This window comes from Streptomyces gelaticus, assembly GCF_014649535.1.
Taxonomy (GTDB): domain Bacteria; phylum Actinomycetota; class Actinomycetes; order Streptomycetales; family Streptomycetaceae; genus Streptomyces; species Streptomyces gelaticus.
On sequence record NZ_BMTF01000020.1, the window covers coordinates 94,053 to 108,535 of the forward strand.

Below are 14,483 nucleotides of genomic sequence, written 5' to 3' on the forward strand. Positions count from 1 at the left end.
CCTTCCCGGCCCGGCCGGAACTCAGCCGGTCACGCGGGGTGGCGGTGTCGTGCTGGCCCGGACCACCAGGCGCGAAGGCACGTCGAGGGTGCGCGGCGAAGCCGTGGCGTCACCGAGGGCCAGCAGCAGCGCCCGGCGGCCGATCTCCTCCAGCGGCAGCCGTACGGTGGTCAGTGCGGGCGTGACGTCGCAGGCCACCGGCAGATCGTCGAAACCTACGACGGAGACGTCGGAGGGGACGCCCCTGCCGAGGTCGTCCCGGAGCGCCGCGAGGGCACCCAGCGCCATGGCGTCGTTGAGCGCGAACAGCGCGGTGATCCCCGGCGACCTGCGGAACAGCCGCACCGCTGCGGCCCGCCCGCCGTCCCGGGTGAAGTCGGCCTCGACCCGGTGGTGTTCCGTCACCACGACCCCCAGCTCGGCGGCCCGCTCCAGGAAGCCGTGCAGCCGGTCCTGTACGGAGACCAGTGCCAGCGGTCCGCAGATGACGCCGATCTCGGTGTGCCCCAGCCCGGCCAGGTGCTCGGCGACGGCCCGGCCGCCTTCGCGGTTGCCCGGCACGATGGTGTCCACGGCGAGGCCCTGGTGCGCGACCGCGGCGACCCGGCCGCCCTGTGCCGTGAAGGCATCGAGCTCCTGGGTGAGCGCGGGGCTCCCGCCGGTGAAACCCGATCCCGCGAGGATCACGGCGCGGGCCCGCTGCGCCCGAAGCCGGGCCACGTACTCCACCTGGAGCCCGGGTTCGTGGAAGGTTCCGGCCAGCATCACCAGAAGCTTGTGGTCGCGGGCCACCTCCATGACACCGGCCGCGATGGCGGAGTAGTAGGCGTCGTTCACATCGTGCACGACCAGGCCGACGATCGAGGTCGTGGACTGCACGAGCGCGCGGGCCGGCGCGTTGGACACGTAGCGGAGCCGGGCGGCCGCCTCCAGGACACGTTCCTGGAGCTCCTGGGTGACGTTGCGGTCGCTGTCGCTGAGGACGCGCGAAGCCGTGGCGAGAGAGACCCCGGCGTCCTGCGCGACCTGCTGGAGCGTCACGGCGGACGACGGGCGGGGACGGGCGGAACGTCGATTGACCTGGCTCTGCATAGGGCTACGATAGCCGCACTGAAAGCGTTTTCCCATTGCGCAAGCCATTAGGAAACCAGCCACCGGCACCCGCCCGTCCATGAGATCAGCCCGTGCGCCACCGGCCCGGGACGGCCGGCGGCATCGGGGTCGCACAGCGGTAGACGGCGTCGTCCCGGAAGGCGTACCGACGCTCGGTCTCCGCAGTGAGCCGGATGCCGAGCCCCGGGGCCTGCGGGGGGAGCAGCCGTCCTTCCGCCAGGCGGAACGGCTCGACCAGCAGCTCCGACCGCAGCGGATAGCAGGGCATCGGCCACTCGGCCAGGCGGCCGCCGCCGGCGAAGGCGGCGTGGTAGTTGGCCGCCTGGCACACGGCGCTGCCCCAGCAGTGCACCACCGCGTCGACCCCGTGCTCCGCGGCGCCCGCGAAGACGGCCAGTGTCTGGTGCAGACCTCCGACGACCGTGGCGTCCGGCTGCACCAGGTCGTAGTACCCCGACGCCATGCGCTCCAGCAGCTCCTGTGCGGTGGTGACGGTCTCCCCGCCCGCCACCGGACAGCCAGCCGCCCGTCGCAGGGCGGGGTACTCGGCGGTCCGGGCAGGCCCCAGCGGCTCTTCGAGAAAGCGCACCGGCCACCGGGTAGCGGCCCCGACCGCGCCGAGGAACGCCAGCGTGTCCGCTGCCGACTGGCCCGGATCCGCCAGATTCTGCGCCATGTCGACGGCGATGCCGATGCCCTGCGCAGCCGCGTGCTCCAGCGTCCACGCCGCCTTGTCCGCCTCGTGTCCCCGCGCCCTGATCTTGAAGGTGCCGATGCCGAGGGCCGCCACGTCTGCGATCTCGGCGGCCATCGCCGAGGGGGAGGTCGAGTCGCCCCCGCTGGCGTAGAGCCGGATCGCGTCCGTGCGACGGCCGCCCAGCACCTCGTACGCGGGCACGCCGGCCCGCTTTCCGAGGGCGTCGACCAGGGCCGTCTCCACGGCGGAGACGACATGGCGGGCCGCTCCCCGGAGACTCCAGTAACCCGTCACGAGCACCATGTCCCGGTACCGCTCCGCCAGGTCCCCGGCGGAGCGGCCGACCAGGTAGGGAGCGATCAGATCGACCGTCGACACGAAGACCTGCGGCGCGAAGACGGCGAGATAGCCCTCGCCGAGACCGGTCGTGCCGTCCTCCAGGGTGACCTCGACCAGACCGGTCGTGCGCCACCCCGTGGGCAGCGCCAGGCGCACCTCCAGATTCTCCGGATCCGCGTAGGGGGCGCTGAGCAGCACCGGCCGGATCGCCGCGATGCGCACTCCGTCGCCGGTCGGCGCATCGTTGTGCGGGGAAGGGGGTTCGGACATGATGTCTCGTCCTCAGAATCCTCTGGACCACTGCACGGGGTTGCGCAGCGGTGAACCGTCATGGAAGCGACGCCAGTTGTCAGCGAAGAGGTCGACGACCCGGGCGCTCTCGCCGGTGGAACCACCCGCGGTGTGCTGGGTGAGGACGACACCGGGGCAGGTCCACAGCGGGTGACCGGCGGGCAGCGGTTCCTCCCCGGTGACGTCCAGCACCGCTCCGCCGAGCCGCCCGGAGGCCAGCTCGGACACCAGGGCCTTCTCGTCCACCAGCGATCCCCGCCCGGCGTTCACCACAACGGCCCCCGGCCGAAGCAGGCGCAGACGCCGTGCGTCGAGCAGTCCGCTCGTCTCGGGCGTCCCGGGCAGCAGCCCCACCACCACGTCGAATCGGGGGAGTCGCTCATCGAGCTCGGCCAGGGTACGGATGTCGCCGGATCCGCGTGCGAAGTGCACGACGGGGCAGCCGAACGGGCCGAGCAGCTCGGCGAACCGCCGCGCGATGGACCCCCGGCCCAGCACGAGCACCCGGGCCCCGGTCAGCAGACGAAGCCGGGGCCGCACGGCGGACTTCGCCCAACTGCCTTCGGCGCGCAGCCCGGAGAGCCGGTCGATGCCGCGATGGAGCGCCAGGATTCCCGCCAGGCAGGACTGCGCCACCGGGTCGGCGAAGACATCACCCAGGTTGGTCACGGTCAGCCGGCGGCCGAGGACGGGCCAGTCGAGCCCGAGATATTCGTCGATCCCGACCGAGGCGAGCTGCAGCCACCTCAGCCGGGACGCTCTCGCCACCCAGTCCGCGCGGGGATTGCCCAGCGCCGTACCGGCCTGGGCGAGGGCGCGGGCATCCGTCTGCGAAGCGGTTCCCGGTTCGGCGAACCACACGGGCCCGGGGCCGAGTTCATTCAGCCGGTCGCGCTCGGCATCGGCGAGCGGCAGCTCCACGTACAGGCCGTCACTGTCCTTGTCCGGGGTCACCACGGGTGCTCCGCGAGGTACTCGGTGATCCGCTCCCGGTCCCACTCCCCGTCCGCGACGGTGACCCGGTAGCGGCGGGCGAGGGTGTCGCCCGGGGCGAGCTCCAGCTCCTCGTGGAACGCGTAGGAGGGGGCGACCGCGGCGAAGGGTTCGTTGCGGACGAACCAGTGCGCCGGGTGGGTGCCGCCCGCTCCCGTGTGATCGTTCTCCGGTGCGTGCCGGAAGATCAGTGTGGCGTGCCCGTCGGCGCCGTCGTGCTCGCCGCTGTAGGCCAGCCAGGGTGACTGCGTTCCCATCAGCTCCGGGCCTTCCCCGTCCGGGCCGAGGATCCGGCCACCGCGGAAGGCGCGCGGCCCGCGCCAGAAGAGGCCGGTATAGCCGGCCGCCTCCCGGCCGTGGGTCGTCGGGCTGCCGAAGAGCAGCGGTTCTCCGCGCCGGTTGGTGATCGCGCTGGACCAGGTCAGCGTCCAGCTGCCGCCGTTGTCCGTGCCTGTGGCGGCGGGGCCGGTTCCGGTGTGCTCGACGTCGTGCAGCTCGACGCGGCGCAGCTCGTCCGCCCAGTGCGTGCCGTCGTGGTGGCGCCAGCTCAGCCGCTCCGCGATGACCGCGCGCCCGGCGTCCGCCGCGACCTCGTCGAATGCGATGTGCGCCATCGAGCCGACCCGCTCGGGCAACGGCTGGTAGTCCTGGCCGTGCACATAGGTGTTGCCTCCCCACAGGTTCTGCCCGGAGAGGTGGGAGGCCGTCATCTGGAGTCCCTTGTGCCAGCGGTGATCATTGGGCCGATAGTCTGTGACAACGTTGTCGGTGAGGGTGCGCATGGGGTGGATGTACGGCTTGGGGGCTTCCCAGGCCGCTTCCGGGCGGTAGACGTAGCTGATCAGGTCGATGCCGCCGCGCTCCTCCGTGACCGTGATCCGGTCCCCGTGGGCGTGCGTGATGCGCAGTGGGCTGCTCATGTCCCGAGTCTCCTGAGTGGGGCTGGAAAGCGCTTACCGCAACCTAGGGCCTTCGCCGGAGCCGAGTCAACAAGGACTCTCGGGCGTCCGCGGGGCCGGTGGGTGCGTGCGCCGGAATCAACCGGTGGTCAGGCCGAAGACCGTGATGATCGCCAGGTAGCACACCGCCACGACAGCGGCCCCGGCCACATGGACACGGACGGACCGCGCGCGGCCGGGCAGCAGCCAGAATGCGAGTGCCCGATTGACCAGCGGCATCAGCAGCCAGGTCAGGATGCTGACACTCAGTACGTTGCTGAGGAACAGTGCGATGTATCCCGGCACCCCGAGATCCTTGAACCAGTCGCCGGCCGTCAGCTCCAGAATCATCACCGTCGGATACAGCGCCAGCACCACGGACATGGCCTGTTTCCAGTTGGGCGGCACGCCCTCCTGCGGGCCCGCACCGAAGCGGAACCAGCCGCCGAACGCCGAGCCGATCTTGCGTACGTCGTAGGAGTCGAAATGGCCGCGCCCCTCCTCGATGAGCCGTCGGCGGGCATCGGAGTCGAGCCATTCGTCCAGGTGTTGCCGGGTGTCGAAGCGGAAGGCCACCACCCAGCGGTCCTGGATGCCCTTCACCGGCCTGAACAGCTCGGACCCCATGAAGCCCGGCTGCTTCTCCTGCTCCTTGAGAATCTTGTCCTGCCAGTGCAGGAAGTCCCGCTCGTGCCCCGGCCGTACATCGTGCGAAACGACTGCCGTGACGACGTCGTCGGCCGGCGTCCCGCCGGAAAGCACTTCCTGCGTGGCGGGCCCGTCGAACAACGGACCGCCCTCTTCGAGGAGTTGCCGACGTTCCGCCGATTCCAGCCAGTGCCTGAGTTGCTCGACACGGGAGAAACGGAAGATGACGACCCACTCGTTCTCGGCGCCGGAGGCCGGTGAGTGCATCTCCGTCCCCTGGAACCCCTCGAAGTCCCGCACGACTTCGTTGGTCTTCTCCTGCCAACGTCTGTAGTCGTCGTTCCGGCCGGCCCGGACTCTCTGGGAGATGACGACGGTGGCGCTGCCACCGGGGTCGGGGCTTGCACGGGTACTCATACGGAGTAGTCTAGTTCTAAAGGGAGTTATCGGACAAACAGGGACATTTTTGTCACTGAAAGGTGGTTGTGCCAGGAGGGCGAGCGCCGGACGAAGAAGGGGTTCTGCGATGGGGCACAAGGAATTCATGGCCGAAGCCGTGCGGCTGGCCACCGAGTCCGTCGAGGAGGGCTGGGGCGGGCCGTTCGGCGCGGTGATCACCAAGGAAAACGAGATCGTCGCTCGCGGGCAGAATCGTGTGCTTCTCACCGCCGATCCGACCGCTCACGGCGAGGTCGAAGCCATCCGCAAGGCCGTTCAGCTCTTCAACCCCGAGGCGCCCAGCATCTCCGAAGCGTACCGTGACTGGTACACGCTCAAACTGGTGCCGCGCCCCGAGGGCTCGCACGATGTCGAGCCGGAGCGTGCCCGGATGCTGCAGGGATGCACGATCTACACGAGCGGGGCCCCGTGCCCGATGTGCATGAGCGCCATCTACTGGGCCCGCATCGGCACCGTCTACTACAGCTGTGACTGGAAGGCGACTCAGGAGATCGGTTTCGACGACGCCTTCCAGTACGAGGACTTCGCCAGGCCGCCGGACCGGCGCAGCATCACGCTCGAACAGATCCATCCCGAGCTGGGCACCACGTCCTACCGGGCCTGGGCGGACAGGGCGAACAAGCACCCCTACTGAAGCAGTGACCGAGGACCGGGGGCCGGGGGCCGGGGGTGCGGGGTCGGCTGGGGAGCCGGCCCCGCACGGCGGCCGACGGCTTGCCGCACACTCATGGAAGAGCGGCAAGACGTCGGCCGTCGGCGTGAGCCGGGGTGCTACTTGGGCGGGCGGATGTTTCCGCCGCCCGTGGTGCCCATCTGGTCGCACTGCTCCTGAAGCTTCCGGGCCTTCTCCTGGAGCCGCTGGCGCTGCTCAGGGTCGGTGGTTCGCTCGGCGGCCTCGGTCATGTGCCGGGCCTTGTCGCGCAGCTGCTGCGCACGGTCACCGGATTCACGTGCAACGCTCATCATCGCTCCTTGTGCGGTTGGGAAGAGCGGGCCCCATCAGAGAACCAGCGCCGTCGGGCCGCCGCACCTCGAATCGTCACTCAGAGTAATGGCCTCCAGGGAGGTGCTGCGACGCTGGCATGATCGGGGGCATGAACGAAAGCATCATCGCCGCGTGTGACGGGGCATCCAAGGGCAATCCGGGACCTGCGGCCTGGGCATGGGTCGTGGCCGACGCGCAGGGGCGGCCCGAGCGCTGGGAGGCGGGACCGCTGGGGACCGCCACCAACAATGTCGCCGAACTCACCGCGCTGCGTGAGCTGTTGGAGTCAACGGACCCGTCCGTTCCGATCGAGGTGCGGATGGACTCGCAGTACGCGATGAACGCGGTCACCAAGTGGCTGCCGGGGTGGAAGCGCAACGGCTGGAAGACCTCGGCCGGAAAGCCGGTGGCCAACCGCGAGCTCGTGGTCGACATCGATGCCCGGCTGACCGGCCGGAGCGTGCGCTTCACCTACGTTCCCGCCCACCAGGTGGACGGCGACCCGCTCAACGCGCTCGCCGACCAGGCGGCCAGCGAGGCCGCGGTGGCCCAGCGTCCGGCCGGAACCGTGCACGGTGCCACGCAGTTGCCGACGCCCGCGCCGGCCCGCGCGACCGAGGGCCGGCGGGCCGGCGCGGTGACGAAGAAGGCCGGTGGCACGGCGACGCAGAAATCCGGGGGCGCGTCACGCCCCGCCCGCTCCGGTGGGACCATCCGGGCCAGGTTCGCCGGCCGCTGCCACTGCGGAAAGCCCTATGCGGCCCAGGACATGATCGCCAAGAACCCCAACGGCTGGGGCCACCCGGAGTGCCGCACCGCACCCGCCTGATACGCACCGTCACGGCCGTCGCCGTCGCGATCGCCCTCGCCGACCGGAGCGGCCGAGTGGCCGCGCGGGACCGGGCCCGCGTGCCATGATGCGGCTCCGACGGCAACGGCGGCACGCTGGGGGGCGGATGGGAAGCAGGGGCACGGTTCTGCGTGAGCTGCGCGACGCGCAGAAGACGGCCAAGGGGGTGTCGCTGTACTCGCGGTACGTGAACCGGCCGGCGGGCCGGGTGTTCGCGGCCGGTGCGCACCGGATCGGGCTGACGCCCAATCAAGTAACCTTGATCAGCGCAGCGTTCACCTTTGCTGCCATCGCCTCGGTGGCCCTCGTCCGGCCGTCCTCCGGGCTCGCGGTCGCGGTGTACGCCGGTCTCGCCATCGGCTTCGCCCTCGACTCGGCCGACGGGCAGCTGGCGCGGCTCACCGGCCGCGGCGGTCCGGACGGGGAGTGGCTGGACCATGTCGTGGACTGCGCCAAGATGATCCTCGTGCACACGGCCGTGCTGATCTCGTTCCGGCGGTTCTCCGCACTGCCCGGCGAGGGCTGGCTGCTCCTGCCGCTGGGCTTCCTGTTCACGGCCGTGCTGACCTTCTGCGCGGGGCTGCTGCGCGAACAGCTGGGAAGGGCGGCCGCCCGTACCGCGACGGACACCGGCGCCGCCGCCCCGGTCTCGCGGCTGCGGGCCCTCGCCCTGCTGCCCGCCGATTACGGAGTGTTCTGCCTGGTGTTCCTGCTCCTCGGCGACCGCACCGCGTTCCGCACCGGCTACGCGGCGCTCGCGCTGGTGCACGCGGTGTTCCTGGTGATGTTTCTCGCCAAATGGTTCAGGGAGCTCCGAGCGCTCCGGACCGCGGAGTGACGAGTGTCTCCAGCGCCCGGCGGAGCTGGGTGCTGGACGTGTGCACGGTGTACGGGAAGTAGACGACTTCCACGCCGACCTCGGCGAAGTCGCGTTCCAGCCGTTTTCCCCGCTCCGTGTCCCGCCAGTCGTCCCCCTTGAAGATCACGTCGAACCGGACCTGCTGCCAGGTCTCGACCTTGTCGGGCACCGTCTCGACGAACGCCGCGTCCACGTAGCGCACGCTGCGCACGATCTCCAGCCGCTCCGGCAGCGGAATCACCGGCCGGTGGCCCTTGGCGAGCGCGGCCATCTCGTCCGAGACAACCCCGGCGACGAGGTAGTCGCACTGACTGCGGGCATGCCGCAGGATGTTGAGGTGCCCCACATGGAACAGGTCGTAGACCCCCGGCGCGTAGCCGACCCTGTGTGCCATCCGTTCTCTCCCCCACGGTGAACGCGATGCCGGTCTCCCATGGAAGTTGTCCGGACATGGCATCCGGTGCGGTGGGATATCGGTATCGGTACTGATGGTGCAACGACCTTACTGTGAAGGCCACTTGCGCATCACGTGAACGGATAAGCTCGCTTTTGGGGCTGCTCCTTGGGGGAGGCAGATTGTTCCGGGGGAAGGCGAGCGTCCATGTCCGATGCCGAGTGTCACAAGCCGTTCGAGGACCGCACCCTGCTGCTGGTCTCGACGAACTACGCACCGGAGCTGACGGGCATCGGCCCGTACGCGGCGCAGCTCGCCGAGCACTGGGCCGCGGCCGGGGCCGATACGCACGTACTGACCGGAATGCCGCACTACCCCTCCTGGCGGACGGACCCGGAGTACCGGGGGGTGTGGCGGGTCACCGAGAAGCGGGCCGGGGTCACCGTGCACCGCCGAAGACACTATGTGCCGCCCCGTCAGACCGCCCTGCGCAGAGCCGCGTTCGAGGCGACGGTGCTCGCGCATGGTCTGCTGTCGCCGCCCGCCTCGCGCCCGGACACGGTGGTCTCCCAGATTCCCAGCCTCGCCGGTGGTGTCATCGGTGCCAGGCTCGCCGCCCGCCACCGTGCCCCGTACATACCGGTGGTGCAGGACCTGATGGGTGCTGCCGCCGCGCAGAGCGGCATCCGGGGCGGAGGCAGGGCGGCGGCCGCAGCGTCGGCCGCCGAACGGTACGCGCTGCGTTCCGCGGCCCTCGTCGGTGTCATCCACGAGAGCTTCGTGCCCCGCGTCATCGCGTACGGAGTGGACCCGGCACGCATTCGCACCGTGCCCAACTGGTCGCATGTGCGGGCGCCTTCCGCCGACCGGGCCGGTACCCGAGCGCGCATGGGCTGGAGCGAGGGCACCCCGGTCGTCCTGCACTCCGGGAACATGGGACTCAAGCAGGGGCTGGAGGTCCTCGTCGACGCGGCCCGGCTCGCTCCGGACGTACGCGTGGTGCTCATGGGGGACGGGAATCAGCGCGAGGCGCTGCTGGGGCGCGCCGCGGGCCTGCGCAACCTCGACATCCTGCCGCCGGCCGACGCGGGCGAGTTCACGGACATCCTCGCCGCCGCCGACGTACTCGCGGTGACACAGCGGGCGTCCGTCCTCGACATGAGCGTCCCGTCCAAGCTCACGTCCTACTTCGTCTCGGGCCGGCCCGTCGTCGCCTCGGTCGCCGGTGCGGGAGGCACCGCACAGGAGGTCCAGCGGTCCGGTGCCGGGCTGCTCGTCGCCCCGGAGGACCCCGCGGCCCTGCTGTCGGCCGTACGCAAGCTCATCGAGGCACCGGCCGAAGCGGACGCGCTCGGGGCCAACGGGCCGCAGTACGCCGCACGTCACCTGAGCCGCGAGGCGGGCCTGGCCCGCTTCGACGCCCTGCTCACCGAGGTCCTCGCGGACACACAAGGGAGACCACGTCGATGAACCAGCCGATCCGCGCCCTGGAGGACCAGGACGAACCCGCGCTGCTGAGGGACCAGTTCCGTCAGCTCCTGCGCTACCGGGCCCTGCTCGCCTCCGGCGTGGTCGTCGGGCTCCTCGGCGGCGGCTGGCTCGCCCTGAGCGGCGAGGAGAGCTACACCTCGACGGGCGAGGTCGTCGTACGCTCCGCCGCCTCGGACCCCTTCGCCGCAGGCGCCTCCGCAGACAAGGGCATCAACATCGGCTCGGAGCGGCAGACCGCCGTCAGCGACTCCGTGGGCACCGTGGCCGTCGCCACCCTGGCCAGGCAGGGGGACCGGGTGGAGGTCGGACCGCTGCTGTCCGGTCTCCAGGTCACCAACCCGCCCAACACCCTTGTGCTCCGCTTCTCCTACACCGGCCGCACCCCCGTCCTCGCGAAGGAGCGGGCCCAGGCGCTGGCCGACGCCTATTTGGAGATACGCAAACAGCGCACCGAGAACAGCATCGCCAACATGGTCGAGGGCTACCGAGCCCAGCTGAGCCCGCTCACCGCACAGCGCGACCAGCTGACCGAGCAGGCCACCGGCAGCGACGACGTGGCCGGAGCACGGGCCAACCTCGTGGTCGCGATCTCCGAACTCAGCCGGAAGATCTCCGAGTTGCGCGCCCTGGACACCACGCCCGGATACCTGACGAAGAAACCCGCCGAACCGACCGGGCCCACCGGCGCCGGGCTGCCCCTGCTGCTGGGGCTCGGCGGCGGCATCGGCCTCGCCCTGGGGCTGCTCCTGTCGTGGGTACGCCTGGTCTTCGACCCGGCCGTGCGCTCGACCCGGGAACTGGTCCGTTCGCTCGGCGCACCCCTGCTCGGCACCCTGCCCAGGGAACGGGCGTCCGCCGGAACGCTGCTGGCCATCGGGCGCAGCGGCAGCCGGCTGGCCGAGGAGTACCGCGCGGTGGCCTTCCGGCTCGCCTACGATCCCTCGTTCGCCCAGCGCCGCCGGCTACTGGTCACGGCCCCGCGCGGGGACGGCACGGGGGCGGCTGCCGCCGCGGCCAACCTGGCGGCGGCCTTCGCCGAGATGGGACGTGACGTCATCCTGGTCGAGGCCGATCTGCGGACCCCCGCCCTGGCCAGGGACCTGGGCCCGGCGGTGCAGGCTGCCCCGCCCCGCTGGGTGAACCGGGGTGAACTGGCCTGGCCGTCGGAGAGCCGGAAGAATGTCGACGTACCCGGATCGGGTGCCTTCACCCTGATCGCGGGCCGGCGTACGGACAATGTGGCGCGCGCCCTGACCTCGGCACCCGTCGGGGTGATCCTCGCCGCGGGCGACCGGCCCGGTGCCGTCGTCATCGTGCTCGCCCCGCCCGTGCTGTCGTACGCCGACGCCGTCGCGCTGTTCGACCGGGTGGAGGACGTCGTGGTGGTCTGCGACCCGCGCGAGGTCCACCGCAGTGACCTGGAGCGGATCCGGGAGATCATCCAGGCGGCGGGTGGCTCCGTGCTCGGCGCTCTTCTGCACCCCGGCCGCAGCCGTCACGAGCGCCGCGCCCTCAAGAAGGCGGCCAAGCGCCGCACGGGCGGTGGACGGCCGCGCCGGGGGAGTGCGGACGGAGGTTTGGAGTACGCCGATGACCCCGCCGAGACGCTGGGGCTGCGCCCCTTCGACTCCGCCGCCGGACACAGATGAGGGCACGGACCGCGATCGTCTGCTCGGTCGCGGACCAGGGCGTGGCCGCGCTCACCAACATCCTGGTGCTGGTGACGGCCGCCAGGCTCTCCACGGTGGCCGGCTTCGCCCGTTTCTCCGCGGTCTACCTCGTCTTCACCGTGCTGCTGGGCGTGTCCGGCGCCTACACCGGGCAGCCGCTCGTGCTGCGGCGCGGCGGGAGCGAGGAGGTACGCGGCGCCTGCCGGTCGGCGGTCGCCTTCACCCTGCTCGCGGCGACGGTGCTCGGAGCCCTGCTGGCCGGAGTCTGTCTCATGCTGCCGGGAGGTACCGCGCAGGCCCTGATGGCGCTGGGACTCGTCCTTCCGGTCGTCCTGGGCCAGGACACCATGCGGTACGCCTTCTCCACACTGCACCTGCCACACCTGGCGCTGGCAGGCGACACGCTGCGACTGGTCTGCGTGCTGGGCGCGCTGGCCGCGCAGCCGCACGGTGCCCCGGCCGCCCGGCTGGTCACCGTCTGGGGGCTGTCCGCACTGCCGGCCCTGCTGCTCTCGGCCGCCCTGCTGCACCGACGGGCCGCCGGTACGCCCCTGAGACCGAAGGAGTTGCTGCGGCGAGGCCATCTGGGGCGGCGCTTCGTGGTGGAGTTCGCGGTGGGCAATGCCACCGGCCAGCTCTCCGTGCTCGGACTCGGCGCGGTCGCGGGCCCCTTGGTGGTCGGCGCCCTGCGCGGCGCGACCACCCTCTTCGGACCGCTGAACGTGCTGTTCACCTCGGCCACCGGCTTCGGCCCGCCTCTGCTGGGAAGACTCGACGGCGAACGGCGCAGGGTACGGACCGCCGCGACGCTCGCCGCCGTCCTGGCAGCCACCGCGGCCGCCTGGGCCACCGTACTGGCCCTGCTGCCCGGCCCGGTCGGACGCCATCTGCTCGGCGACACCTGGCCCACGGCGGCCGCCCTGCTCCCGGCGACCGGCAGTCAGTACGCGGCGATGGCCGTCGGCACCTGCGGACTGCTGGCCCTGCGCATCCTCGACCCGCGGACCACCCTCGGCATCCAGGTGGTCTTCTCGTTCGCAGCCGTCGCCTTCCTGACCGGCGGCTACCTGCTCGGAGGGATTCCGGGCGCCGCCTGGGGCCTGTGCCTGGGATCCGTGTGCAAGGCGGTGGCCACCTGGACCAGGGTGGCCGGACTGTTGCGCCGCCCCGCCGCCGAACGTCCGGCGTTCAGCGCGGACGCCGCCCGGCCTGGACCCGGAAGCTTGTGACCAGCAGCAGGCAGAGCGCCGCGACGGCCGGCTTCCCCGCCGCCTGCAAAAGCGGCCCACGAAGCAGAATGAAGGTGTACCCGGCGATCAGCGGCACGGTGACGGCCAGCACACTGCCGGGGCCCGGCCCCTCCCGCGAGACGGCCCGTGCGTACCGCCGGTCGGTACGGGCAGCCACGTACCCGATCAGCGCGAAGGCACCGGCCATGCCCGGCGCGCCGAAGTCCACCCAGAGCTCCGTCCACAACGGCGCCGACAGGTTGGTCATGCTCATCCCCATCCACTGGCCGACGCGCACCCCGGTGTCCTCCGGCTTGCCGTTCCACACCGCCCGGGGCACGAAGAAGAGTGCGGAGCCCGCCAGTTGACGGCCGTAGGTGTGACCGCGGGTGTCGACCCAGGTGATGGTGTTGGCGAACATCACCGTCTGGTCGTAGTCCTTGGTGGCCAGCGGCTCGAACACCGAGGAGGACTCCACCGGCCGGTACCCGGAGCTGTCGTAGCGGAACCGGTCCGCGTACGGGAACAGCACCAGCGCCCCGACCACCCCCGCGGCCAGTACCGAGCGGTACATCGCCGCGCTGCTCGGGAACGCGGTGAACAGCAGCGAGACCAGTACCGTCAGGAACCAGTAACGGGCATTGGAGACGGGGTTGTTGACGATCGCGTTGAGGCCGGCCAGCCCGAGCCAGACCAGCACCGTCGACGGGGAACGCCGGGCCCTGCGCGAGGTCACGAGACGGCGGGTGTACAGGAGTAGCGCGAGCAGCGCGGGCACCGTCCCGAAGCCCTTGAGGAAGGCCGAACCCACCTGGGACCCGCCCGAACCCACCCCGCTGGCCGCGACCGAGGCGCTGATCTCCTGACGGCTGGTGAAGAAGACGGCGGGCCCCCCGAGCTTCAGGATGTAGTAGCCGCTCGCCGCGAAGGCCAGCAGCACCAGCAGCCTGAGCCGTACCCGGTGGGCCACGGCCGGACCGGCCCCGGAGCGCACGGCGGTCCGCCGCCGCAGCGGCCGCCGGGACGCCAGCAGAGCCCCCAGGTCGAACGCGGCACAGCCCACCAGGATCAGCACGACGGCCGTCACCAGATCCGACCGCGGCCCGACCAGCGGCGTGGGTGTCTGCCCGATCACGGCCTGGGCGAACGGCGCCACTCCCATCGCGATGTACACGAACATCCAGAAGACGCCCTGGAGCAGCCGCCGTCGGGTGGAGAGGATCACGGTCGCCAGCCGGGTCCCCGCATAACAGGTCAGCACCAGCTGGAGCCAGTGGGCGGTGTCCCGGACGCCGGTCCCCGGCTGCGCGGCGATCACCGCGGGCAGGAAGCAGACCAGGGCGAGGATCAGGGGTACGGCCAGGGCGCGCGAGAGCATCGCCCACGACATGGGCTTCGCCGGCGGCGCCGCCTCGCGCACGGACGTCATGTGCTCCCCGTTCCCGTGGACCGGTGAACACTCTAACGAATCAGCCCACTTGGGGGGTTTGGATGACTAGATGATCGATTCCAAGGATCGCCTGCGCG

The 14,483-nt window shown here is 71.2% G+C and carries 14 protein-coding genes; 6 read left to right on the forward strand and 8 right to left on the reverse strand.

Features of this window, described 5'->3' with window-relative positions; translation table 11 throughout:
- Nucleotides 1-21: 21 nt before the first annotated feature.
- From IE107_RS25435 to IE107_RS25455, 5 genes are all read right to left on the reverse strand, one after another.
- Entirely contained in the window at nt 22-1,092 is a 1,071-nt protein-coding gene (locus IE107_RS25435) for a LacI family DNA-binding transcriptional regulator (RefSeq protein WP_189546606.1), read from the reverse strand.
- A gap of 85 nt (nt 1,093-1,177) precedes the next feature.
- A complete protein-coding gene (locus IE107_RS25440; RefSeq protein WP_189546608.1) occupies nt 1,178-2,419 on the reverse strand; it encodes a mandelate racemase/muconate lactonizing enzyme family protein in 1,242 nt (413 codons plus the stop codon).
- Between the two features lie 12 nt (nt 2,420-2,431).
- Nucleotides 2,432-3,397, reverse strand: a complete 966-nt coding sequence (locus IE107_RS25445) for a D-2-hydroxyacid dehydrogenase (protein ID WP_189546610.1) — start codon at nt 3,395-3,397, stop codon at nt 2,432-2,434.
- Nucleotides 3,391-4,353 carry a DUF6807 domain-containing protein gene (locus IE107_RS25450; protein WP_189546612.1) on the reverse strand — a complete coding sequence of 321 codons (963 nt, stop codon included), beginning with the start codon at nt 4,351-4,353 and terminating at the stop codon, nt 3,391-3,393. The genes IE107_RS25445 and IE107_RS25450 overlap by 7 nt, the downstream gene beginning before the upstream one ends.
- A 117-nt stretch (nt 4,354-4,470) precedes the next feature.
- Nucleotides 4,471-5,436, reverse strand: a complete 966-nt coding sequence (locus tag IE107_RS25455) for an antibiotic biosynthesis monooxygenase (RefSeq protein ID WP_189546614.1) — start codon at nt 5,434-5,436, stop codon at nt 4,471-4,473.
- A gap of 109 nt (nt 5,437-5,545) precedes the next feature.
- On the opposite strand from IE107_RS25455, the gene IE107_RS25460 reads away from it, so the two are divergent.
- Entirely contained in the window at nt 5,546-6,112 is a 567-nt protein-coding gene (locus tag IE107_RS25460; protein WP_189546616.1) for a nucleoside deaminase, read from the forward strand.
- Nucleotides 6,113-6,249: 137 nt separating this feature from the next.
- On the opposite strand, the gene IE107_RS25465 is transcribed toward IE107_RS25460, so the two are convergent.
- Nucleotides 6,250-6,441: a DUF6381 family protein gene (locus IE107_RS25465; protein WP_189546618.1), complete on the reverse strand. Its 192-nt coding sequence runs from the start codon at nt 6,439-6,441 to the stop codon at nt 6,250-6,252.
- 131 nt (nt 6,442-6,572) lie between these two features.
- On the opposite strand from IE107_RS25465, the gene IE107_RS25470 reads away from it, so the two are divergent.
- Together IE107_RS25470 and IE107_RS25475 are read left to right on the forward strand one after the other, a co-directional pair.
- Nucleotides 6,573-7,292, forward strand: coding sequence for a ribonuclease H family protein (locus tag IE107_RS25470; RefSeq protein WP_189546620.1), 720 nt, complete (start codon nt 6,573-6,575; stop codon nt 7,290-7,292).
- A 127-nt stretch (nt 7,293-7,419) separates the two neighbouring features.
- Nucleotides 7,420-8,151, forward strand: a complete 732-nt coding sequence (locus tag IE107_RS25475) for a CDP-alcohol phosphatidyltransferase family protein (RefSeq protein ID WP_189546621.1) — start codon at nt 7,420-7,422, stop codon at nt 8,149-8,151.
- On the opposite strand, the gene IE107_RS25480 is transcribed toward IE107_RS25475, so the two are convergent.
- Nucleotides 8,117-8,566, reverse strand: coding sequence for an FAD synthase family protein (locus IE107_RS25480; protein WP_189546623.1), 450 nt, complete (start codon nt 8,564-8,566; stop codon nt 8,117-8,119). The two genes, IE107_RS25475 and IE107_RS25480, sit on opposite strands and share 35 nt — an antisense overlap.
- Before the next feature lie 207 nt (nt 8,567-8,773).
- On the opposite strand from IE107_RS25480, the gene IE107_RS25485 reads away from it, so the two are divergent.
- From IE107_RS25485 to IE107_RS25495, 3 genes are read left to right on the forward strand one after another with little or no spacing between them, the layout of a single operon-like run.
- Nucleotides 8,774-10,036 carry a glycosyltransferase gene (locus IE107_RS25485; protein WP_189546625.1) on the forward strand — a complete coding sequence of 421 codons (1,263 nt, stop codon included), beginning with the start codon at nt 8,774-8,776 and terminating at the stop codon, nt 10,034-10,036.
- Nucleotides 10,033-11,706, forward strand: a complete 1,674-nt coding sequence (locus IE107_RS25490) for a lipopolysaccharide biosynthesis protein (protein WP_189546626.1) — start codon at nt 10,033-10,035, stop codon at nt 11,704-11,706. The genes IE107_RS25485 and IE107_RS25490 overlap by 4 nt, the downstream gene beginning before the upstream one ends.
- Nucleotides 11,703-12,956: an MATE family efflux transporter gene (locus tag IE107_RS25495; RefSeq protein ID WP_189546628.1), complete on the forward strand. Its 1,254-nt coding sequence runs from the start codon at nt 11,703-11,705 to the stop codon at nt 12,954-12,956. The genes IE107_RS25490 and IE107_RS25495 overlap by 4 nt, the downstream gene beginning before the upstream one ends.
- Here IE107_RS25495 and IE107_RS25500 read toward each other — a convergent pair.
- Complete coding sequence (locus IE107_RS25500) at nt 12,916-14,385, reverse strand: hypothetical protein (RefSeq protein WP_229867238.1); 1,470 nt, start codon at nt 14,383-14,385, stop codon at nt 12,916-12,918. The genes IE107_RS25495 and IE107_RS25500 overlap by 41 nt on opposite strands.
- Nucleotides 14,386-14,483: the final 98 nt, after the last annotated feature.

Coding starts and splice junctions, on each gene's coding strand:
- IE107_RS25435 (WP_189546606.1), bottom strand. CDS start 1,092: ATGCAGAGCCAGGTCAATCGACGTTCCGCCCGTCCCCGCCCGTCGTCC.
- IE107_RS25440 (WP_189546608.1), bottom strand. CDS start 2,419: ATGTCCGAACCCCCTTCCCCGCACAACGATGCGCCGACCGGCGACGGA.
- IE107_RS25450 (WP_189546612.1), bottom strand. CDS start 4,353: ATGAGCAGCCCACTGCGCATCACGCACGCCCACGGGGACCGGATCACG.
- IE107_RS25455 (WP_189546614.1), bottom strand. CDS start 5,436: ATGAGTACCCGTGCAAGCCCCGACCCCGGTGGCAGCGCCACCGTCGTC.
- IE107_RS25460 (WP_189546616.1), top strand. CDS start 5,546: ATGGGGCACAAGGAATTCATGGCCGAAGCCGTGCGGCTGGCCACCGAG.
- IE107_RS25465 (WP_189546618.1), bottom strand. CDS start 6,441: ATGAGCGTTGCACGTGAATCCGGTGACCGTGCGCAGCAGCTGCGCGAC.
- IE107_RS25470 (WP_189546620.1), top strand. CDS start 6,573: ATGAACGAAAGCATCATCGCCGCGTGTGACGGGGCATCCAAGGGCAAT.
- IE107_RS25475 (WP_189546621.1), top strand. CDS start 7,420: ATGGGAAGCAGGGGCACGGTTCTGCGTGAGCTGCGCGACGCGCAGAAG.
- IE107_RS25480 (WP_189546623.1), bottom strand. CDS start 8,566: ATGGCACACAGGGTCGGCTACGCGCCGGGGGTCTACGACCTGTTCCAT.
- IE107_RS25485 (WP_189546625.1), top strand. CDS start 8,774: ATGTCCGATGCCGAGTGTCACAAGCCGTTCGAGGACCGCACCCTGCTG.
- IE107_RS25490 (WP_189546626.1), top strand. CDS start 10,033: ATGAACCAGCCGATCCGCGCCCTGGAGGACCAGGACGAACCCGCGCTG.
- IE107_RS25495 (WP_189546628.1), top strand. CDS start 11,703: ATGAGGGCACGGACCGCGATCGTCTGCTCGGTCGCGGACCAGGGCGTG.
- IE107_RS25500 (WP_229867238.1), bottom strand. CDS start 14,385: ATGACGTCCGTGCGCGAGGCGGCGCCGCCGGCGAAGCCCATGTCGTGG.